The sequence below is a fragment of the Oribacterium sp. oral taxon 102 genome, from assembly GCF_013394775.1.
Classification (GTDB): Bacteria; Bacillota; Clostridia; order Lachnospirales; family Lachnospiraceae; genus Oribacterium.
In genome coordinates this window covers 1,547,877-1,569,460 of the sequence record NZ_JABXYT010000001.1, presented here as the reverse complement: position 1 = coordinate 1,569,460, position 21,584 = coordinate 1,547,877, and the positions used below count along the sequence as shown (strand labels likewise).

The following is a 21,584-nucleotide window of genomic DNA, read 5'->3' as shown; positions in this document are numbered from 1 at the left end:
AATCAGTCATTTTCAAGAATTGACAGATATTTTCCTTAGAAAATATAGAATTACTATGCTAGACTTGCAGGCATAGCTTTTTCAGGAAAGGATCATAGAGTATGACGGCAGGCTTATCACAGAAGGACGAGAAATTTCTCAAGGAGAGTCTCCATGCCCCGATGCTGCGGGTCGTACTGACGGTCGGCATGCCGCTCGCGCTGTACCAGACTCTGCAGCAGCTCTTCTCCATCCTCGATACCATGATGGCGTCCCACATCAGCGCCGAGTCCGTCTCTGCCGTGGCATATCTCTCGCAATTAAGCTCCATTCTCTCTGCGATCGGTTCCGGGCTTGCAATCGGCGCGGGCATCCTGATTTCCCGTGCCTTCGGGGAGGAGAACTTCGAGCTGGTGAAGCGGCGGGTCTCCACGCTCTATGCGATGTGTCTCATGGCAGGACTCGGCATCCTGCTCCTGATCCTGCCGGTGAGCGGCGCCTTTCTCCGTTTCGCAGGCACGCCAGAGGAGCTGATCCGGACCGGACAGCCTTATTTCCGTGTGCAGCTCCTCGTCCTTGTCGTCAGCTTCCTCGACAATGTCTATATCTCTGTGGAACGCGCCCGCGGCAACGCGAAGCGCATCCTCCGGCTGAACCTGCTCTGCATCACGGTGAAGCTTATACTGACGGCGCTCTTTGTCTACGTCCTCCGTGGAGATCTCGTGATGATCGCCTACGCCTCGTTTGCTTCCCAGAGCCTGATGCTGTTTTTCGCCGTGAAGAACAGTATAGACAGCGGCAATATCTTCGGCTTCCATCTCGCCTCGGTCAGCTTCCGAAGAGAGCTGACCGCCCCGATGCTCCATACCTCCTATCCCGTCATGCTCGAGAAGGCACTCTTCTCCTTCGGCAAGACGATCATCAATTCCATGGCTGCGGGTTACGGCGCGCTGACCGTCGGCGCACTCGGCGTCTCCAACAATCTGGGCGGCATCACGACCAATCCGCAGAACGGTTTTCAGGACGGCGCTGCCGCGATCATTTCCCAGAATGAGGGTGCGCAGAAGCCGGAGCGGGTGCTGCAGGCGTTTCACGTCACGCTCCTTCTCTGTATGCTGGAGGGCGCACTCGTCTCCGGGGCGGAGCTTTGCCTGCTCCGCCCGCTCTCCGGGCTTTTCTCCTCCGATCATCCCGCCTTTCAGCAGCTGATCATGGATGTCTATCGCTGGGAGGCACTCGGCGCAGTTCCGCTCGGCGCAAACTGCGCCGTCATGGCGCTGCTTTACGGACTCGGAGAGACGCGCTTTACGCTGCTCATCAATGTTTCCCGTGTTTTCGTCTTCCGCATCCCGGTCTTCCTCTTCCTTAGGCACTGTACAAATTTCGGCAGCCAGAGCTGCGGTGTAGTTATGTTCGTAAGTAATTTTCTTACCGCTGTACTCGCTATGCTGATTGGGCTAAGGGTAATCCATAGATACCGGAAAATTCATCATTTAAAATGAAATCACATGTATTCCTGTCCTTATTCCGACAGATACGCCGCCCTCACCTTCGGGTCTGCCAGAAGCGCTGAGGCATTTCCCTCGAGGCGGATCCGTCCGGTCTCGAGCACATAGGCGCGGTCTGCCACAGCGAGTGCCTTGTTGGCGTTCTGCTCGACGAGGAGGACGGTCACGCCGCTCTCGTGGATCTTCCGGATGATCTCGAAGATCTCTTTCACATAGATCGGAGACAGCCCCATGGACGGCTCGTCCAGCACGATCATTTCCGGCTTGGACATCAGCGCCCTGCCCATCGCAAGCATCTGCTGCTCTCCGCCGGAGAGCGTTCCCGCAATCTGATTTCTCCGCTCCTGAAGGCGCGGGAAATGCCGGTACACCATACGGAGGCTCTCCTCGACCTCCGCCCTGTCGCTTCTCGTGAAGGCGCCCAGCATCAGGTTCTGATAGACGCTCAGCGTCGCGAATACGCGCCTGCCCTCCGGCACATGGGCGAGCCCCCGCTTCACCAGCTCGTGTCCCGGAACCCGTGTGATTTCCTTTTCGTTATAGAATACTCTCCCGCTCCGCGCCGGAATCAGTCCGGTGACAGTCTGCAGCGTCGTCGTCTTACCTGCACCGTTCGCGCCGATCAGCGTGACGATCTCGCCCTTCTCCACATGAAAGGAGATTCCCTTCAGGGCATGGATCATCCCATAATATACATTCAGCTCCTGTACCTCTAAAATCCTGCTCATGCCCTCTCCTTACTCGTCTCCGAGGTACGCCTTGATGACCTCCGGGTCATGCAGCACCTCCTGCGTCTCCCCCTGCTTCAGCACCTGCCCGAAATTAAGGACAGTAAGGCGGCCGCAGATCCCGGAAACCAGCTTCATATCATGCTCGATCAGGAGGATCGTCATATCGAAGCGATCGCGGACGAGGCGGATCGTGCGCATCAGCTCCTCCGTCTCATTCGGATTCATGCCTGCCGCAGGCTCGTCCAGAAGCAGCAGCTTCGGCTTTGTGGCGAGAGCGCGGGCGATCTCCAGCTTTCTCTGCTGTCCATAGGGCAGATTTCCCGCCTTATAGTCCGAGAAGCCCTCGAGTCCGAAGACCGTAAGCAGCTCCAGCGCCCGCTCATTCATCGCCTTCTCCGTCCTCCGGTATTTCGGGGTGCGGAAAATCCCGTCCGGCACGGAATAGCGATAATGATTGTGCAGCCCTGCCTTGACATTGTCCAGCACGGAGAGCTGCCCGAAGAGGCGGATATTCTGGAAGGTTCTCGCGATCCCCCTTTTATTGACCTCCTCGCAGCGCATTCCGGTAATGTTCTCTCCGTCCAGAAGGATTCGCCCCGCCGTCGGCCTGTAGACGCCGGTCAGGAGATTGAAGCAGGTGGTTTTTCCCGCACCGTTCGGCCCGATCAACCCGTAGAGCTCATTTTTCTCGATTTCGACATGAAACTGATCTACCGCTTTCAGACCGCCGAAGGAGATCCCCAGCGCCTTCACACTCAGCATCGCCATTTACACCCCCTCCTTTCCCTGCTTCGCGAGTCCTCCCCGGAAACGCTGTCCGATCCGCTCTCGGAGCTGAATCAGTCCGGGCGCGGAGGTGAAGAGCATCATCAGGATCAGCACTACCGCATAGATCAGCATGCGGTAATCATTGAGTCCGCGCAGCAGCTCCGGAAGCAGTGTCAGGACGACGGCGGCAATGACGGAGCCGCGCATATTTCCGATTCCGCCGAGCACCACGAAAACCAGTATCATAATGGACTGGTTATAGCCGAAGTTCTTCGGGAGTGCCTGCAGGGAGCTCAGATTATGAGCATAGAGCACGCCGCCGATGCCGGCGATCGCCGCGGAAAGGGTGAAGGTCAGGAGCTTATAGCCTGTCACATTAAGACCGATGGATTCTGCCGCGATGCGGTTGTCACGGATCGCCATGACGGCACGTCCGGCACGGGAATTCATGAAGTTCAGCACGACGAAGAGCACCAGCAGCAGAAGCACGATTCCGACCGTGAAGCTGGAAAGCTTCGGCGTGCCGGTGATGCCCTGTGCGCCCTTGATGATGGTCTGCCCGCCTGTTGTGAGTCCCAGCGCCATATTATCCTTCAGGGAGAAATGCATCCCTCTGGAATCTACGCCGAAGTAAAGCGCGTTGATCAGATTTTTGATGATCTCTCCGAAGGCGAGCGTCACGATCGCGAGGTAATCGCCCTTCAGCCGGAGCACCGGAATGCCGATCAGGAAGCCGCAGAGCGCTGCGGACAGGGCGCCGATCAGAAGCGCTGCGAAAAAGACAAGTCCCGTCGGAAGCCCGCTTCCCTTCATCAGCATCGACCATGTCGCACTCGCAAACGCGCCGACGCACATGAAGCCGGCATGTCCGAGGGAAAGCTCCCCCGAGACGCCGACGACCAGATTCAGGCTGACAGCCATGATGCTGTAGATGCAGAGCGGCACCAGCAGTCCCCTCATCAAGGAGCTCATATTCCCGCTCTGAAGAAATGCCTCGACGATAAGGTAGGCAAGCACGATCATCAGAAAGGTAATGCCGTTGCTGCGAAAGATCTTCTGCTTTGTTTTCATCATCCTATACCTTCTCCATGACCTTCTTGCCGAGAATCCCGGTCGGCTTCACCAGAAGTACAACGATCAGCACAGAAAACACAATGACATCCGAAAGCTTCGAGGAAATATACGCCTTGGACAGGTTCTCGAGCACCCCGAGGAGAATCCCTCCGATGAAGGCGCCCGGAATCGAACCGATCCCGCCGAGCACGGCGGCGACAAACGCCTTGATGCCGGGCATCGCGCCGGTCGTCGGGGTCAGGGTCGGATACGCCGAGCAGAGTAGGATGCCGCCGATTGCCGCCAGCGCGGAGCCGATCGCAAAGGTCATGGCGATCGTACGGTTCACATTGACGCCCATCAGCGTCGCTGCGCCCTTGTCCTCCGAGACGGCGAGCATCGCCTGCCCTGCCTTGGTACGGTTGATAAAGAGCAGGAGTCCGCCGACGATCAGCAGGCAGACCACAATTGTCACCACCGTCTCTCCGGAGATCGTCAGCGCGCCATCCCGGAAGCGAAGCGGTGCAAGCGGCACGAAGGAGCTGAAGCTTTTCGGATTCGCGCCGAAGAGGAGCAGCGCCAGATTCTGCAGGAGATAGGATACCCCGATTGCGGTGATCAGCACCGACAGGGAATTCGCCTGCCGAAGCGGTTTATACGCCACTCTCTCGGTCAGAACGCCCAGCAGAGTACAGACCAGCACGGAGAGAAGAACTGCCACGGGAATCGGCAGTCCCAGCGTATTCAGTGCAAGGAAAGCGGCATAGCTCCCGACCATCAGGATGTCTCCGTGCGCAAAATTCAGCATCTTTGCGATCCCATACACCATGGTGTAGCCCAACGCAATGATGGCATAGACGGAGCCGAGACTCACGCCGCTGAAAAAATAGGATATAAAGCTCATCATATCATCGTATCCCTTTCCCGGATGAAAGCGTCCAGGCCTCCATCGTCCTAAGCTTGCTCCCTGACGATCAAAAAGGGCTGCCTCCGCAACCCTTTTTGATCGTCTCCGTCTCGGAACGGAGCTTCTTTTCTATTCTTACTCCGCGGAAACGTAGACACCGTCCTTAATGACGACTGCCTTCGGCTCCTTGTCCACGTCGCCGTTCTCGTTCCATGTCATGCCGGCACCGGTCAGTCCGTCGAGGGTCAGCGTCGGAACTGTCTCCTCCATCTTCGTGCCGAGCTCTGCGGCTGTCATGTCCGGGCTCAGGTTCGCCTTTTCTGCCGCGGCCTTCAGGACATACACCGCATCATAGGCATCTGCTGCGAATTGGATCGGGGTCTCGCTGTAGCTCTCCTTATAGCTCTTCACGAAATTCACCGTACGCTCGTCTGTTGCATCCGCTGCAAACGGTGTCAGAAGCATCAGCCCCTCAGCAAGGGAGGTATCGAAGTTCTCCATATTCAGGATGCCATCCATCCCGTCGCAGCCGAAGAAGGTCGGCTGGAAGCCCATGGTATTTGCCTGCGTCAGCACCAACGCCGCCTCGGTGTAATAGAACGGCAGGAATACGAGCTCCGCGCCGCTGTCCTTCATCTTCTGGAGCTGGGTCGAGAAATCCTTGTTGGAATCTGCGGTGAACTGCTCGTCTGCGACGACCTCGAGCCCGTAGCCCGGCGCCTCCTGCACAAAGGAATCATGGATTCCTGTGGAATACACATCGGAGGAATCATAGATGATGCCGATCTTTGCCGCGAGCTTATGCTCTCCGATATACTGTGCGGACTTCGCGCCCTGTGCCGGATCGGAGAAGCAGATGCGGAATACGTTTTTGGGAGCCGTACACTCCACAGCGGAACCGGACGGAGAGAGAATGAACAGGTTGTCCGCCTCTGCCTCCGCGCCGACTGCGATCGTCGGAGCCGAGGTCGTCGGGCCTACGAGGAACTGCATTCCCCAATCCTTCAGAGAATTGTAAGCATTGATCGCCTTCTCCTGATCGTGCTCATCGTCCGCCTTTTTATAGGAAATCGGATAACCGTTGATGCCGCCGTTCGCATTGATCTCCTGAATCGCGACCTCCGCACCGTTCACGACCGCATTGCCGTATACTGCCGCGCCTCCTGTCAGGGGCCCCTGCGAGCCGATCTTCCAGCTCAGCCCCTCCGCTTCGGATGCTGCGGCAGATTCTCCCGCCGCGCTCGTCGAAGCGCTGCCGCTGCCGGAATTCCCACAGGCAGCCAGCGCTGCCGTCATGATCATCGCCATGGAAGCTGCATATGCTCTCTTCTTCATAATTTCCTCCTCCTTTTCCCTGCGACGGCAAATGTCTTGCAGCGCTGTCGGGAGCGCTGTAAAAACTTTTCTGTATTATAGGCATAGGAAATTATAATGTCAATGACTTTTATAACTTTTATTCACATCAAAGTCATGAGGTATTCATTTAAATTATATTTCGTATAAATGAAATATTGGCAGCTTTGCCTATCTGAATGGCTTACCTATTGCGAGACAGGAACAGCGCACCGGCGGGAAAGGGACCTGAGAAGGACTTCCTGTATCGGAGGATTTCTTATATTCCCTCTTCCTTTCGATCCCGGAGCATCAGCTCGCGAACTGCCTCGCGGACCGGCTTGCCGGCAAAGAGGATCTCGTTTACCTTCTCTACGATCGGCATACTGACTTCATATCGTTCCGAAAGCTCCAACGCCGCCTTCGCGGCATAGACGCCCTCGACGACCTGTCCGACCTCACGCATTGCCTCCTCATAGTTCCTGCCCTCGCCGATCAGGATTCCGGCACGGCGGTTTCTCGAATGCATGGAAGCGCAGGTGACGATCAGATCCCCGATGCCGGACAGCCCGGCGAAGGTCTCCGGCCGACAGCCCATCTTCATGCCGAGGCGGGAAATCTCCGCGATGCCGCGGGTAATCAGTGCAGCCTTCGTATTGTCGCCGTAGCCAAGTCCGTCCGCCATCCCCGCAGCGAGCGCGATAACGTTTTTCAGCGCTGCACCGATCTCGACTCCCTTTACATCCGTATTGATATAGACCCGGAAGCTCTCATTCATGAAGCAGTCCTGTACGAAGCGGGCAGTCTGCTCCTCCCGTGCACCCGCGACGATGGTTGTCGGCAGCAGACGCGATACCTCCTCCGCATGCGTCGGTCCGGAGAGAACCGCTGCGCGCGCTGCCGGGATTTCCTGCTCCACGAGCTCCGTCATGGTGAGGAGGCTGCCCTCCTCGATGCCCTTCGCTACCGTGACGACGATCTTTCCGGGAGAGACATAGGGAGACATCTCCCGCGCTGTTTCCCGAACATAGATCGAAGGCACTGCGAGAACCAGCACTGCACAGTCCTCACAGACAGCACGCAGTGCTGTCTCTCCGGTGATATTTTCCGGCAGCACCGCTCCCGGCAGATTCCTGTGGCGGCGTGTCTCCATCAGCTCTTTGATCTCTGCGGGAAACTTCGACCAGAGCATTACCTCGTGCCCGTTCTTCGCCAGTACGATTGCCAGAGCCGTTCCCCATGTTCCCGCGCCGATTACCGCTGCCTTCATTCCTTCCCTCCCTTTCTCTTCTGTCGAAAATACGTCTCCCGGAGGAGACGCTTCCCTGTATGCCTGTCTTATTTTTTATGTCCGAACCGATTCTCTCTGCCGTGCAGAAGCCTCTGAATGTTTGCACGATGCTGGAAGATGCAGAGTGCTGCGATCAGGAAGCTCAGCAGCGTACATGATAAATAGGTCTGTTCTGTGACAGGGAGCCAGCCGCTCCGCCCGAAAAGCAGCACGGAGAGGAAAAACAGGCTTACCCCGATGATGGAGCCCAGACTCACATAGCCGCTTATGAGAACGATTCCGATAAATACAGCGAGGAGCAGCAGCGCCAGCCGGAAGTCGAAGACCAGCAGCAGCGCGCCGGTGCAGGCGACGCCCTTTCCGCCCTTTAATTTCGGAATGACAGTGAAATCATGTCCGAGGATCGCGCCGAAGCCTGTCACGAGACTGAGCTGCGCCCGCAGCGCAGGGCTCTCCACCCTCCACAGCAGCGTGAGCAGGAAGATCGGAAAGACAGTCTTCGCGATGTCCATCAGCAGTACCGTCGCACCGGCCTTCTTCCCCATTGTGCGAAGCACATTGGTGCTGCCGGGATTGCCGGAGCCCTCCTTGAAAATATCATGCCCCTGCGACCGTGCATAAAGATAGCCGTTCGGAATATTGCCGAAGAGGAAGCCGATCAGCAGGGCGATACAACTGTGCATGAGATCCATCAGACATTTTCCTCCCCTCTTTCGCGGATAATAAACCGAAGCGGGGTACCAACGAAGCCGAACGCTTCCCGGATCTGATTCTCGATGTATCTCGTATAGGAGAAGTGCATCAGCTCGCGGGCGTTCACGAAGATGACGAAGGCGGGCGGTTCCACGCCGATCTGCGTGATATAGTAGAGCTTCAGCCGCTTTCCCTTGTCAGAGGGCGGCTGCTTCATCGCCGTTGCCTTCGCCATGATCTCGTTCAGCACGCCGGTCTTGATGCGGAGCGTCTGGTTCTGCCGGACGAAATTTACCATTTCGAAGATTTTGTGCAGACGCTGTCCGGTTTCTGCGGAAATGAAGAGGAATTCCGCATAGTCCATATAGGCAAATGTCTCCTTCATGGTCTTCTTGAATTCCTGCATGGTCTTGTCCGTCTTCTCAATGGCGTCCCATTTATTGACGGCGATAATGACGCCCTTCCCGGACTCATGGGCAATCCCGGCGATCCGGGCATCCTCCGCCGTCACGCCCTGCGTCGCATCAATCATCACGATGCAGATATTCGCGCGATCCACCGCAGCGACGGTACGAATGACGGAATAGCGTTCGATATCGTCACTGACTCTGCCCTTCCGCCGAAGTCCGGCGGTATCGATGAAAATATAGTGCTCTCCGTTGTGTACGACCTCCGTATCGATCGCATCCCTCGTCGTACCCGCGATCTCCGAGACGATGACCCTGTTCTGTCCGAGCAGCTTGTTGACGAGGGAGCTCTTGCCGACATTCGGCTTCCCGATCAGCGCGATCTTCACAGTATCGTCCTCTTCCTCCGTACTCAGCTCCGCCGGGAAGTGCTTCACGACCTCGTCCAGCAGATCTCCCAGTCCGAGCTGATTCACAGAGGAAACACCGAACGGATCTCCCAGTCCGAGACTGTAGAACTCATAAATATCGTTTCCGAACTTCTGAAAGCTGTCTACCTTATTTACACAGAGCACGACCGGCTTCCCGGACTTCCGGAGCATCTCCGCCACCTCATAATCCGTGTCCACTACGCCGGTACGGACATCCGTCACGAAGAGAATGACGTCTGCCGTATCGATGGCAAGCTCCGCCTGGGAACGCATCTGGCTCAGGATCACGTCCTGCGCATCCGGCTCGATCCCGCCGGTATCCACCAGTGTGAAATGATAGTTCAGCCAGCTCGCATCCGCATAGATCCGATCCCGTGTCACACCCGGCGTATCCTGTACGATGGAGATCTGCTTCCCCGCGATCACGTTAAAGAGTGTGGACTTTCCGACATTCGGTCGTCCCACTACTGCTACGATTGCTTTCCTCATTGTATTTCCCTCAAATCCGCTCTTTATTTTCGTTCATACCGAAAAGTGCCCAAAAGCTAATAAAGTATAGCATTAAATCGGAGAGAAAGAAAGAGGGGGCGGAAATTCCGCCCCCTCTCTCAGGTGATGCTGTTTGTAAATGCTTAGTTGTTGTAGAGCTCGACCAGCTTCTTCAGATGCTCGTAGCGCTCCTTTGCCTCTGCCTCGTTCTTCGCATCCAGCGCAGCTGCACGCTCCGGATTCTTGAGCGCAAGGGACAGATAACGCACCTCGCCCTTCAGGAATTCCTGATAGCCCTCGAACTTCGGCTCCTTGGAATCCAGACTGAACTTCTTGTCGCCGCCCAGCGGGTTGAAGCGGAAGTTGTTCCAGTATCCGGACTCTACGGCGAGCTTCTCCTCGGTCTGTGCCTTCGCCATGCCCTTCTTGATGCCGTGGTTGATACACGGAGCATAGGCGATGATCAGGGACGGTCCCGGATATGCCTCTGCCTCGGAGATCGCCTTTACAGTCTGCGCCATATCTGCGCCCATTGCAATATGCGCTACATATACATAGCCGTAGGACATTGCGATCCCGGCAAGATCCTTCTTCTTCGTATCCTTACCGCCGGCAGCGAACTGTGCGACAGCACCGGTCGGGGTAGCCTTGGAGGACTGTCCGCCCGTATTGGAGTAAACCTCGGTGTCGAATACCATGACATTGATATCCTTACCGGAAGCGAGCACATGGTCGAGACCGCCGAAGCCGATATCGTAAGCCCAGCCGTCGCCGCCGAAGATCCACTGGCTCTTCTTCGCGAGGAAATCCTTATTCTTCAGAAGGTCGAGGGAGATCTCATCGGTCTTACCCTCCAGCGCTGCGAGCAGCTTATTGGTTGCCGTACCGTTGGTCGCACCGACAGCGAAGGTATCCAGATACTCCTGTGCGGCTGCCTTTACGGAGGCGTCTGCTTCGGCGATTCTCTCTACCTGCTTCCGGAGACGGTCGCGAATCGCATTTTGTGCGAGCAGCATACCGTAGCCGAACTCGGCATTGTCCTCAAAGAGAGAGTTGTCCCATGCCGGACCCTGTCCCTTGGCATTGACAGTGTACGGCGTAGACGGAGAGGAATTCCCCCAGATCGAGGAGCATCCTGTCGCGTTGGCGATATACATCCTGTCGCCGAAAAGCTGCGTGATCAGCTTCGCGTACGGTGTCTCTCCGCAGCCCGGGCAGGCGCCGGAGAACTCGAAGAGAGGCTGCTTGAACTGCGAGCCCTTCACCGTAGTTTCCTTGAACTTCGCCACGACATCGTCCTTGATCGGTAGTTTCACAGCATAATCGAAATACTTCTGCTCTCCATACTGCTCTGCGATCGGAACCATGGTAAGCGCCTTCTCTCCCTTCATACCCGGACATACGTTCGCGCAGGAGCCGCAGCCAACGCAGTCGAGCGCGGAAATCTTGATGCCGAACTGATAGCCTGCCATGCCGTTCAGCCCCTTGACTCTCATGCCGGCAGGTGCTGCGGCGACCTCCTCCTCTGTGAAGGCGAACGGGCGGATGACGCCGTGCGGGCAGACATAGGAACAGAAATTACATTCGATACAGTTGTCCGGATTCCATAACGGAACGTTTACGGCGATGCCGCGCTTCTCATAGGCTGCACTGCCGACCGGCGTAGAGCCATCCACATAATCGTTGAAGGCGGATACCGGAAGACTGTTGCCCTCCTGTGCGGAAACGGCGTTCTGAATATTGTTGACGAAGTCCAGAACATCCTTTCTGCCCTCTGTCTTAGTGGTGAACTCGAGGCCCTCGTCCTCACAGTCTGCCCACTCTGCCGGAACCGTGATCTCCTCGAAGGCGTTGGCGCCTGCGTCGATCGCATCCCAGTTCTTCTTTACGACATCCTCGCCCTTCCGTCCGTAGGTCTTCTGTGCGGCGGACTTCATCAGCTGGTTCGCTTCTTCCTTCGGGATGATTCCGGTCAGCGTAAAGAAAGCGGACTGCAGAATCGTATTGATACGGGTCGGACCCATGCCGGTCTCGATACCGATCTTCACGCCGTTGATGATGTAGAACTTGATATGATGCTCCGCCATGTACTTCTTGACCTGTCCGGGGATGTGCTTCCCGACCTCATCCTTGGACCAGGTGCAGTTCAGGAGGAAGGTTCCGCCGTCTACCAGCTCCTGCACCATGTTGAACTTGGTCATGTATGCCGGATTGTGGCAGGCTACGAAGTTCGCTCTGCGAATCAGATAGGTCGACTTGATCGGCTTCTTGCCGAAGCGGAGGTGAGACATGGTTACGCCGCCGGACTTCTTGGAGTCATAGTCGAAGTAAGCCTGTGCGTACATATCGGTATTGTCGCCGATGATCTTGATAGAGTTCTTGTTCGCACCTACGGTACCGTCCGCGCCGAGTCCCCAGAACTTACAGTTCACGGTTCCCTCCGGAGTCGTAACGAGTGCCGGGCCGTCCGGAAGAGAAAGATAGGTCACATCGTCATGGATGCCGATGGTGAATCTCTTCTTGTCCTGATTTCTGTATACGGAAACGATCTGTCCCGGCGTCGTATCCTTGGAGCCGAGGCCGTAGCGGCCGGAAAGGATCTTCACAGCTGCGAATTTGCTGCCGGAAAGCGCAGCAACCACATCGAGGTAGAGCGGCTCACCGATAGAGCCCGGCTCCTTCGTCCGATCAAGCACGGAGATGGTCTTCACGGTCTCCGGCAGCGCCTCGATCAGTGCCTCTGCGGAGAACGGTCTGTACAGGCGTACCTTCACCACGCCGACCTTGGCGCCCTCGGTCTTTACGAGGTAGTCGATGGTCTCCTCGATGGTGTCATTTACAGAGCCCATCGCGATGATGACATGCTCCGCATCCGCTGCACCATAGTAGTTGAAGAGCTTATAATTCGTGCCGATCTTTGCATTAACCTTGTCCATGTACTCCTGGACAATAGCGGGAAGTGCATCATAGTAAGGATTGGAAGCCTCGCGTGCCTGGAAGAAGATATCCGGGTTCTGCGCAGAGCCTCTCTCTACCGGGTGGTTCGGATTGAGGGAACGTGCGCGGAAGGCATCGATGTACTCCCAATCCACCATATCCTTCAAATCCTCATAGTCCCACTCCTCGATCTTCTGGATCTCGTGAGAGGTACGGAAGCCGTCGAAGAAGTTGATGAACGGAATCCTTCCCTTTAATGCTGCGAGATGAGCCACCGGGGTTAAATCCATAACCTCCTGAACCGAGGACTCACAGAGCAGAGCGGCACCGGTCTGACGGCATGCCATCACGTCGGAATGATCGCCGAAGATGGAGAGCGCGTGAGACGCGACCGCACGGGCGGAAACGTCGAATACACCCGGGAGCTGCTCTCCGGCAACCTTGTAGATGTCCGGGATCATCAGGAGAAGCCCCTGAGAAGCCGTGAAGGTCGTCGTCAGCGCGCCTGCGGCGAGAGCGCCGTGCACAGCACCTGCGGCGCCTGCCTCGGACTGCATCTCGGTAACCTGTACCGCCTCGCCGAGAATGTTCTGTCTGCCTTCGGTCGCCCACTCATCTACATGCTCCGGCATGACGGATGACGGTGTGATGGGAAAGATAGCGGCTACTTCGGAGAAAGCATACGAAGCGTGTGCCGCTGCCTGGTTTCCATCCATAGTTTTCATTTTTCTTGCCATAAAACCCTCCTGGAAAATGAATAGCCACATTGGATGCGGTGAAGTATTTATGAGAACCCGTTTCAAGGGATATCATACGAAATTAAGTATAGCATTTCCCCCATATTTTGCAAAGATAAACGTAGGATTATTGAATAAAATACAATGCACAGTGCACGAAAAAAAGGAATTCCCAGTAATAGACTATGGTATGCTTTGCACAAAAAAAGAAGGAGCGGTGTCTGCCGTTCCTTCCTGTCCTTTCTGCGTGAAATGCCGGATCACAGCCCCGGACCTGCCGGAATCCGATCATTGTCCGTATTGCCTTCGCTCTCGCTTCCCGGATGCGCATCGATGTTCCCGGAGCGCTCCGCGGTGGTCGGCGCCTCCTGCACCGCATCGGTCTGCTTCTTCGTCTCCGTGCTCTCCGCGGTTTCCGTCTCGGACGCGCTCTCCACGGGCGTACTCTCCGCTGCACTGGTTACACCCTCCGCATATTTCTTCGGCGTATGTCCCTTGTAGGTCACCTTGTGATCCTCTATCTTCTGCTCCTTGCCGTTCTTCCGGATAATCTTGTAAGCGATCCAGCGGGAGCCCGCCGAACCGTTGCTCTCAGCGCCCTGCTCCGGCGTGATGATCTGCGGTGCGGGAACCGGCAGATCCTCTACCTTCTCCGTAACGAGATCCCAGCTTTCTCCCTCCGGGAGGACAGGGATGCCGTAGAGCTGCACCGTACAGGTCTGATCCTTATACCAGGCGCGGATACCGATCGCGTGCTTCGAGCTGTTCACGAAGCGGTAGTCCGGACCGCCCCAGGAGATCGTCGCATCTGAGCCTGGGCGGACATAGTTCGGCGCGAAGGTATGGGAGCGGCGGTAGGTCGTCGTCAGACCGCTGCGGAATACGGCGTTGTAGAGGGTAGAGGATACCTGACAGACGCCGCCGCCGACCTCCTGCACCACCTCTCCGCCATTATATGCCGCTGCGGCGCCATAGCCCTTCTCTGCGGTTCTCTGTCCGACCACCTCATTGAAGGAGAACTCCTCCCCCGGCTTCAGCACGGTGCCGTTCACAGCCTGCGCAGCGAGCTTCACATTCTGGTTCCGGATAGAATTCGAGGTGGTGTTCGTTGTGAAGCTGCCGATCGTCTTATATTGATCCCTGATTGACGCTGAGGATGCTGCGAGCTTCTCTCCCGAGGCGGGAATCTCTGCATCGTAGCTGCCGTCCCGTACTGCCGTGAGCAGCTTCGATGCGGTTTCCTCCGCATTGATTCTGTAGCCGTCTACCGTGCCGCCGAAAACGAACTCGCCGCTGGACGCATCGAAGGAGACAATATCGCCGTTCACCGGCGGCATATCCCATACGAGCGCGAGCTGCGACGAAAGATCAGAGAGCTGCGATGAAAAATCCGGGAGCTCCAGCCGGTAGTCCGCGCTGACCGCCTCGGTCGTCGTCTCTGTCTCCGTACTTGTCTCCGTCTCTTTTTTCTTCATGAAAGAGAAGAAGCCCTGCTTCTCCGTCTCACTCTCCGCTGTGCCTGCTTCTGTCTCTATGGTTTCCTGACTTGACTGATAGTCGGCAAAGATCTTCTCTGCCAGCTGTTCTACGTTCTCCGAAAGCAGATCCGGTACGGCGAAGCTGCCCTTTTCCGGACGTATCGTCACATTTTTCAGGGGATTGTCGATCTTTACGATCTCCTCTGTGCCCTCATTGTCCGTACTGCCGGCGCCCGCACTGCTCGTCTCTGCCTGCTCCGAAAGCTCCGGCAGCTTGAAGTGATCGAGATTCGGATTTTCATTTTTGACGGTCAGCCTCCAATCGTAGCTTCCCTTCAGCTTATCGATCAGCTGCTGCCGGTTCATGCCCTTCAGGTTCAGAAGCGCTGCCGAAGCATCCAGTGCCGAATAATCGAGGTAAATGTCCTCGTGGATCACATTCGGGTCGTATGCCTCCGTGCTTTCCTTCGGCGCGCTCTCGTCCTCTCCGTTCTTTCCCCCGGGAATTCCCATCCGCAGAGCGAAAACGCAGATGAGGGCTATGGCAAGCACACCGAGTCCGCCGAGCAGCGGAGGCATGCCGTTTCTTTTTTTCTTTTTATATTTACTGTATCTGCCGCTCCCTCCGGAATAGCCTCTGCTGCCTGCCGCCTGTCGCACATCCCCGCCGCGGGAGCCTCCCGACGTCCGTCCGCGGGACTGCCCCCGCATCCTGCCGGAGCCGTTTCTATCCTGATAACCGTTATACTGCGCCATAATCCCCCACCCGTATGCTGTAGTATCGTCGGAGCGGAAAGCACCCGGACGATACCCTAATCTTAGCACATCCTGGTGTTTTGTATACAGTGAAAAATCATTAAACATTACGAAGGATTCCCGTAAAAAAATTAAAAATTAGCCAGAAAGGCTGTCGTCCCTGCCCGAAGGCCGGAACGGCAGCCCTTTTAAGCCGTTTGGATTAAGCCCCTACTACGAGATTCACGATCCTGCCCGGGACATAGATTTCTTTCAGGATCGTCCCGTCCAGCCGGTCTTTGATCGCCTCTCTTGCGATTCGAAGTGCCTCCTCCTTCGGGCAGTCCTGCGGCACGGTAATGACCGCCTTGGTCTTCCCGTTCAGCTGTACCGGCAGCTCGATCTCATCCGCCTTCATTGCCTCCTCGTCATACTTCGGCCAGCCGGCATGGAATACGCTGTCCGTACCGCCGAGCTCGTGCCAGCATTCCTCCGCGATGTGCGGCGCGAAGGGCGCGAGCAGGACAGAGAAGGTTCGGAGCGTCTCAAGATCCATGCCTCCCTCCTTCTTCGCAAGCAGAGTCATGGCGTTGTTGTATTCCATGAAGCCGGAAACGACGGTATTCAGAGAGAATGCATCGAAGCGCTGCTCGATATCGTGAACGAGGTTGTGACGAAGACGGATCATCTCCTTCGTCGCAGCCGGCTTCTTCTCTATGGAATCCTGCACCAGTGTATAGAAGCGGTTCAGGAAGCGGCTGACGCCGTCGATCCCGCGGTCGTCCCATTCCGCGTCCAGCTCCGGTGGTCCCACAAAGAGCTCGTAAAGACGGAGCGCGTCGCAGCCATAGTCGCGAACCAGATCGTCCGGCGACACGACATTGCCCTTGGATTTCGACATCTTGATGCCATTCTTGCCGGTGATCATGCCCTGATTGAAGAGCTTCGTAAACGGCTCCTCGAAGCCGATGACGCCGATGTCATAGAGGAACTTCGTCCAGAAGCGGGAATAGAGGAGGTGCAGTACCGCGTGCTCTACGCCGCCAACATACATGTCGACCGGAAGCAGCCGGTCTGCTTTCTCGCGGCTCACCAGCTCCCGCTCGTTGTGTACGTCCACATAACGCAGGAAGTACCAGGAGGAGCCTGCCCACTGCGGCATCGTATTGGTCTCGCGCTTCGCTGCGCCTCCACAACGCGGACAGCTGCAGTTCACCCAGTCCTCCATTGCTGCGAGCGGAGACTCACCGGTGCCGGTCGGCTCATAGTTCTCCACCTCCGGCAGCCGGAGCGGGAGCTCTTCCTCCGGCACCGGAACATTGCCGCAGTGCGGACAGTGTACGATCGGGATCGGCTCTCCCCAGTAGCGCTGACGGGAGAAAACCCAGTCGCGGAGCTTGTAGCTGACGGTCTTTCTGCCGAAGCCTTTCTTCTCGATCATCTCCGGCGCTTCCCTCTTCAGTACGGAGGACTCCATGCCGTTCCAGTCTCCGGAGTGGATCATGGTGCCGGCTGCCTCGGTGTACGCCTCCTCCATATTCTTGATCTCTATGCCATCCTTCGCGATGACCTGCACGATCGGAAGGGAAAACTTCTTCGCGAAGGCAAAGTCGCGGGCGTCATGCGCCGGGACACACATGATCGCGCCGGTGCCGTGATCTGCCAGAACATAATCGGAGATCCAGATCGGCGTCCGTTCTCCGCTGAGCGGATTGATTGCATAGGCGCCGGTAAATTCGCCGGTCTTATCTCTGTCGTTCACCGCCATACGATCGACATTAGACTTGTTTGCCGCCTGGCTGATATAGCACTCTACTGCTTCCCTACGCTCTTCGGTGGTGATTTCCTTTACCATCGGATGTTCCGGCGCGAGCACCATGAAGGTCGCGCCATAGAGCGTGTCGGGACGGGTCGTGAAGACGGTGATCTTCTTTTCGGAGTTCTCCAGCCGGAAATCCACCTCTGCACCGTAAGAGCGCCCGATCCATTCCGCCTGCATCTTTTTGACCTTCTCCGGCCAGTCCAGCTTATCCAGATCGTCCAGCAGACGGTCGGCGTAGGCGGTGATCCGGAGCATCCACTGCCGGAGATTCTTCTTCGTTACCGGCGTGCCGCACCGCTCACATTTTCCGTCCACGACTTCCTCGTTGGCGAGGCCGGTCTTACAGCTCGGGCACCAGTTGATCGGGAACTCCTTTTCGTAGGCGAGCCCCTTCTTGAACATCTGTACGAAGATCCACTGCGTCCATTTGTAGAAGCTCGGATCCGTGGTATTCAGCTCCATGTCCCAATCGTAGATGGCATTGATCTGCTTCATTTGACGGCGAATGTTGTCAACATTGGACTTCGTCGTGATCGCCGGATGGATACCCATCTTGATGGCATAATTCTCTGCAGGCAGCCCGAAAGCATCCCAGCCCATCGGATGGATGACATATTTGCCGCGGATCAGCTGGTAGCGCGCCCATGCGTCGGAGATTACATAGCCTCTCCAGTGACCGACATGCAGTCCGGAGCCGGACGGATACGGGAACATATCCAGGCAATAATATTTCTCCTTCTTCCCGTCATTTACATTGATGGGATTTCGATCCCAATATTGCTGCCACTTCTCCTCGATGGCATCATGATTATATTTAGCCATGCAAAATCCTCCCTGTCGGCGTATTTTCATAACTTAGTATTATATGTTTACGGAAAACTTTCGTCAAGTATCCCCGGATGCAGGACCGTCCTTCCGGAAAAAGATGTAGACCTGGCGCGCAGCGCGCTCGTCCATGCTCGGACATTCCAGAAGTGCCGGAAGCTCCGCCGTGCGAATATGATCGATATCCTGAAAATGCTTCATCAGCGCCCTCTTCCTTACGGGTCCGATGCCCGGGATATCGTCCAGCAGAGAGTGGATCTGCTTCTTTGTCCGGAGCGAACGGTGATACTCTATCGCGAAGCGGTGTACCTCGTCCTGAATGCGGGTCAGCAGCTTGAACGCCTCGGAGTTCTCCCGGATCGGCAGCTCCTCATTTCGATAGAGCAGCGCTCTCGTCCTATGCCGCTCATCCTTGATCATACCGCAGACCGTGACGCCGCAGATGCCCAGCTCCTCCAGAACCTCCTCACAGATCCCGACCTGTCCCTTGCCGCCGTCCATCAGCACGAGCTCCGGCAGGAAGGAGAAGGAGCCCTGCGTATCCGCCCTGCCGCTCTCTCGATTTTCCTCCCTCTCCCGGAGGCCATGCCGGAAACGGCGCGTCAGCATCTCCCGCATCGAGGCATAATCGTCCGGCCCCTGCACGGAATGAATCCGGAACTTCCGATACGCGTTGCTTCTTGGTCTTCCATCGATATAGACTACCATGGAGCCTACATTCAGCGCCCCCGAGGTATTGGAGATGTCATAGGACTCGATGCGGTGCAATGCGGCGGGGAGTCCGATGAGCTGCTGCAGCTCGTCGATCGCCCGCACCGTTTTCCTTCCCTCCTCCCGGTACTTCTCGCGGTAACGGTTCATCAGGATGCCGGCATTGGTGACTGCCAGCTCCACCAGCTTTTCCTTCTGTCCGATCTGCGGTGTCTTAATGCTGACTTTCCGCCCCTTCAGGCCGGAGAGCCACTCCGCGAGCACCGCTGCACCCGGGAGTGCCGTCTGCACCCAGATCTCCTTGGGAATAAACGGCGTGCCGTTGTAATACTGCTGCAAAAATGCGCTGAGAATCTCCTCATCGGATGCCTCCCGGTCGATGTCGATGAACTGGTGATCCCTGCCGATGATCTTTCCGTCCCTGACGAAGAAAATCTGAATGATGCAGTCCGTCCATTCCCGGCGCATGCCGATGATATCTCTGTCCTCCGTGTCATAGGCAGTGATCTTCTGCCGGTTCTGCACCGCTTCGATCGAGCGGATCAGATCCCGGAAGGCAGCCGCGTCCTCGAAGTCGAGATTCTCGGAGGCTCTCGTCATCTTCCGGTGCAGCTCCTTTACGATATCCTCATACTTTCCGTTCATGAAGTCGAGAACCTGCGTGATCCGTGCCCGGTATTCCGCTCTGGACTGTTTCCCGATGCAGGGTCCGTCGCACTGCTTCATATCATAGTAGATACAGGGGCGCGGCAGGAGATTTCCCTCCGAAAAGACCTTGCTGCAGTTCCGGACATGGAAGGTCTTTCGCAGCAGCTCGATCACCTCGTTCACCTGCTCGGAGGAGGCGTAGGGACCGAAATATCGACTGCGGTCATTCCGGCGCTTCCGGATCGACATCACCCTCGGGTAGGGCTCGTCCAGCGTCACACGAATGTAAGGATAATTTTTGTCATCCTTCAGAAGCGTATTGTAGCGCGGCCGGTACTCCTTGATCAGATTGGACTCGAGAATCAGCGCTTCCAGCTCGGAATCCACGACGATATATTCGAAGCGCTCAATCAGGCTCACCATCTGCTGAATTTTGACGGATTTCTTGTAGGACTTCTGAAAATACTGCTTGACACGGTTCTTCAGCACCTTCGCCTTGCCGATGTAAATCACCTCGTCCTTCGCACCGTGCATCAAATAAACTCCCGGCATTGCCGGGAGCTTCGTCAGCTCTTCCTGTATATTGAAAACGCTTCTGTCAGCCATTTTCCTCCCTTGGGAACGCATCCCAATCGTAATTGTTAGAGGCGTTCCAGACCAGCCACTCCTCATAGCCGCTGTCATAAACCGCCTGAATCTGCGCGCGGAGCTGCTCGGGACCGTAGCGGATATAATTGGAAAGGTAGGAAGCGGTGAAGCCCTGAAGCCATGGGCGCACTGTCGCTCTCTGTCCGCTCTCCGGCTCCGCTTCGAGCGCTTTCCTCGAGGCGCCCAGCGCAAAGAGAATCGTCCGGTAGGGCTCTGTATCCGGATGTGCGATCCCGAAATTTCCGTCTCCGTAATGGGACGGATAGATCATCGGGCACATATAGTCCACCGCCTCCGAAAGGAGTGCATAGTCCTGTCCGACCGCATGAGAATCGACATAGGAGCCGATGATAGTTCCGAAGACGTCCGTAGACAGGAAGATCCCCGCCTCTGCCGCGCGGTCTGAGATATGACGCACAAATTCAGTGATGATCTCTGTTTTGCTTCGCCCCTGTGTCTCTTCCTCAGGAAAGACCACATCCTGCATGCCGCGCTCCGTGCAGAAACGTACATAATCGAGCTGCACTTCGTCGAAGCCGTCCGCTGCGCAGGCAGAAATGATCTCCGAGATATAGTCCCAGTACGCTCTCTGGTAGGGATCTACCCATGCCATGCCTGCGCTGTCATGAAATACGCTGCCATCCGGCAGGCGGTACATCCATTCCGGCTTTACCGTCTCGAGATAGGGATCCCGAAAGCTCACGATCCGCGCGATCGCATAGATGCCGTGCGCCTTCAGTCTTTGCAGGAGACTCTGGATATCCGTGATCGTATCCCGCTCCGCACCCAGTGCCTGAACCGTCTCCGCATTCATCCGATAGGCAATCCTGCCCTCGTCATTCTTGATATCTATGACGACGGCGTTGAGCTCTGTCTCATCGATATGTCCTATGATGCTCTCCATCCGATCCGAACCCGCCGTAGCGTCGGTAAGATAGATTCCCCTCACCCTCGTCCGTTCTTTCCCGTTCTGCCTCTTCGACCATGCCGCAGGGTGTGCCGAAGCTTCCTCTGCCGCACGGCTCTCTTCCGCTGCAATGGACTGCCGGATTTTTTCCTCTTCAAATGCCGACTCTGCCTCTACCTCGGACTCATATTCCCGAAGCTCGGCGGATTTGTTCACATTGTAAACCAGCGGCTGCTTCTTCTCGCATCCGATCAGCAGAAGACAGGCAAGCATCATAAGCACAAAAAACTTTTTCATGCTTTTCCTCGACTTTCCAGTCTTATCTGATGTCAAACATCTTTAAAACTGCCTGTTGACGGGGTAAATTATACCACTTTCCGATGATTTTACAATGTTTTTTGGGATTCAGTCACCATTCTACAGGATTTTCGACATTTTGCACCAAACAGAACATATATTTCTATATAATATTCTGTGTAAAAAAAGAGCTCTCCGAGTTTCTCGAAGAGCTCTCCTCCGAACGTTCGCGGGTGTACCGGCACCACAT

Annotated in this window: 14 protein-coding genes; 1 reads left to right on the top strand and 13 read right to left on the bottom strand. The window is 56.2% G+C overall.

The window, feature by feature from the left end:
- Nucleotides 1-101 precede the first annotated feature (101 nt).
- On the top strand, nt 102-1,481 hold the full coding sequence (locus HW273_RS07120) for an MATE family efflux transporter (protein ID WP_179011116.1): 1,380 nt from the start codon (nt 102-104) through the stop codon (nt 1,479-1,481).
- 20 nt (nt 1,482-1,501) lie between these two features.
- Here the strand turns inward: HW273_RS07120 and HW273_RS07115 are convergent, their stop codons facing one another.
- The 13 genes from HW273_RS07115 to HW273_RS07055 all read right to left on the bottom strand — a co-directional run bounded on the left by HW273_RS07115 (nt 1,502) and on the right by HW273_RS07055 (nt 21,334).
- Nucleotides 1,502-2,215: an ABC transporter ATP-binding protein gene (locus HW273_RS07115; RefSeq protein WP_179011115.1), complete on the bottom strand. Its 714-nt coding sequence runs from the start codon at nt 2,213-2,215 to the stop codon at nt 1,502-1,504.
- Between the two features lie 9 nt (nt 2,216-2,224).
- Nucleotides 2,225-2,986: an ABC transporter ATP-binding protein gene (locus HW273_RS07110; protein ID WP_179011114.1), complete on the bottom strand. Its 762-nt coding sequence runs from the start codon at nt 2,984-2,986 to the stop codon at nt 2,225-2,227.
- A complete protein-coding gene (locus HW273_RS07105; protein WP_330603973.1) occupies nt 2,987-4,060 on the bottom strand; it encodes a branched-chain amino acid ABC transporter permease in 1,074 nt (357 codons plus the stop codon).
- Nucleotide 4,061: 1 nt separating this feature from the next.
- Nucleotides 4,062-4,943, bottom strand: a complete 882-nt coding sequence (locus tag HW273_RS07100) for a branched-chain amino acid ABC transporter permease (protein WP_179012484.1) — start codon at nt 4,941-4,943, stop codon at nt 4,062-4,064.
- Between the two features lie 138 nt (nt 4,944-5,081).
- Nucleotides 5,082-6,281, bottom strand: coding sequence for an ABC transporter substrate-binding protein (locus HW273_RS07095; RefSeq protein WP_179011113.1), 1,200 nt, complete (start codon nt 6,279-6,281; stop codon nt 5,082-5,084).
- A gap of 277 nt (nt 6,282-6,558) precedes the next feature.
- Nucleotides 6,559-7,548, bottom strand: a complete 990-nt coding sequence (locus HW273_RS07090; protein ID WP_179011112.1) for an NAD(P)H-dependent glycerol-3-phosphate dehydrogenase — start codon at nt 7,546-7,548, stop codon at nt 6,559-6,561.
- A gap of 68 nt (nt 7,549-7,616) precedes the next feature.
- Nucleotides 7,617-8,261: a glycerol-3-phosphate 1-O-acyltransferase PlsY gene (gene plsY, locus HW273_RS07085; protein ID WP_179011111.1), complete on the bottom strand. Its 645-nt coding sequence runs from the start codon at nt 8,259-8,261 to the stop codon at nt 7,617-7,619.
- Nucleotides 8,261-9,589 (bottom strand): ribosome biogenesis GTPase Der, encoded by a 1,329-nt coding sequence (der, locus tag HW273_RS07080; RefSeq protein WP_179011110.1) that lies wholly within the window; start codon nt 9,587-9,589, stop codon nt 8,261-8,263. Before der ends, plsY begins: the two co-directional genes overlap by 1 nt.
- A 143-nt stretch (nt 9,590-9,732) precedes the next feature.
- Nucleotides 9,733-13,263 carry a pyruvate:ferredoxin (flavodoxin) oxidoreductase gene (gene nifJ, locus HW273_RS07075; protein ID WP_179011109.1) on the bottom strand — a complete coding sequence of 1,177 codons (3,531 nt, stop codon included), beginning with the start codon at nt 13,261-13,263 and terminating at the stop codon, nt 9,733-9,735.
- Nucleotides 13,264-13,523: 260 nt separating this feature from the next.
- A complete protein-coding gene (locus HW273_RS07070; RefSeq protein ID WP_243206764.1) occupies nt 13,524-15,497 on the bottom strand; it encodes a VanW family protein in 1,974 nt (657 codons plus the stop codon).
- 202 nt (nt 15,498-15,699) lie between these two features.
- Entirely contained in the window at nt 15,700-18,120 is a 2,421-nt protein-coding gene (gene leuS, locus HW273_RS07065) for a leucine--tRNA ligase (RefSeq protein WP_179011107.1), read from the bottom strand.
- A gap of 63 nt (nt 18,121-18,183) precedes the next feature.
- Nucleotides 18,184-20,088: an excinuclease ABC subunit UvrC gene (gene uvrC / locus HW273_RS07060; protein WP_179011106.1), complete on the bottom strand. Its 1,905-nt coding sequence runs from the start codon at nt 20,086-20,088 to the stop codon at nt 18,184-18,186.
- Nucleotides 20,081-21,334, bottom strand: a complete 1,254-nt coding sequence (locus tag HW273_RS07055) for a putative glycoside hydrolase (protein WP_179011105.1) — start codon at nt 21,332-21,334, stop codon at nt 20,081-20,083. Before HW273_RS07055 ends, uvrC begins: the two co-directional genes overlap by 8 nt.
- Nucleotides 21,335-21,584: the final 250 nt, after the last annotated feature.

Bases quoted from the DNA above. Each gene is read 5' to 3' on its own strand.
- HW273_RS07115 (WP_179011115.1), bottom strand. From the start codon at position 2,215: ATGAGCAGGATTTTAGAGGTACAGGAGCTGAATGTATATTATGGGATG.
- uvrC (WP_179011106.1), bottom strand. From the start codon at position 20,088: ATGGCTGACAGAAGCGTTTTCAATATACAGGAAGAGCTGACGAAGCTC.
- HW273_RS07110 (WP_179011114.1), bottom strand. From the start codon at position 2,986: ATGGCGATGCTGAGTGTGAAGGCGCTGGGGATCTCCTTCGGCGGTCTG.
- leuS (WP_179011107.1), bottom strand. From the start codon at position 18,120: ATGGCTAAATATAATCATGATGCCATCGAGGAGAAGTGGCAGCAATAT.
- HW273_RS07070 (WP_243206764.1), bottom strand. From the start codon at position 15,497: ATGGCGCAGTATAACGGTTATCAGGATAGAAACGGCTCCGGCAGGATG.
- HW273_RS07120 (WP_179011116.1), top strand. From the start codon at position 102: ATGACGGCAGGCTTATCACAGAAGGACGAGAAATTTCTCAAGGAGAGT.
- nifJ (WP_179011109.1), bottom strand. From the start codon at position 13,263: ATGGCAAGAAAAATGAAAACTATGGATGGAAACCAGGCAGCGGCACAC.
- HW273_RS07105 (WP_330603973.1), bottom strand. From the start codon at position 4,060: ATGATGAAAACAAAGCAGAAGATCTTTCGCAGCAACGGCATTACCTTT.
- HW273_RS07095 (WP_179011113.1), bottom strand. From the start codon at position 6,281: ATGAAGAAGAGAGCATATGCAGCTTCCATGGCGATGATCATGACGGCA.
- HW273_RS07055 (WP_179011105.1), bottom strand. From the start codon at position 21,334: ATGAAAAAGTTTTTTGTGCTTATGATGCTTGCCTGTCTTCTGCTGATC.
- plsY (WP_179011111.1), bottom strand. From the start codon at position 8,261: ATGGATCTCATGCACAGTTGTATCGCCCTGCTGATCGGCTTCCTCTTC.
- der (WP_179011110.1), bottom strand. From the start codon at position 9,589: ATGAGGAAAGCAATCGTAGCAGTAGTGGGACGACCGAATGTCGGAAAG.
- HW273_RS07090 (WP_179011112.1), bottom strand. From the start codon at position 7,548: ATGAAGGCAGCGGTAATCGGCGCGGGAACATGGGGAACGGCTCTGGCA.
- HW273_RS07100 (WP_179012484.1), bottom strand. From the start codon at position 4,943: ATGAGCTTTATATCCTATTTTTTCAGCGGCGTGAGTCTCGGCTCCGTC.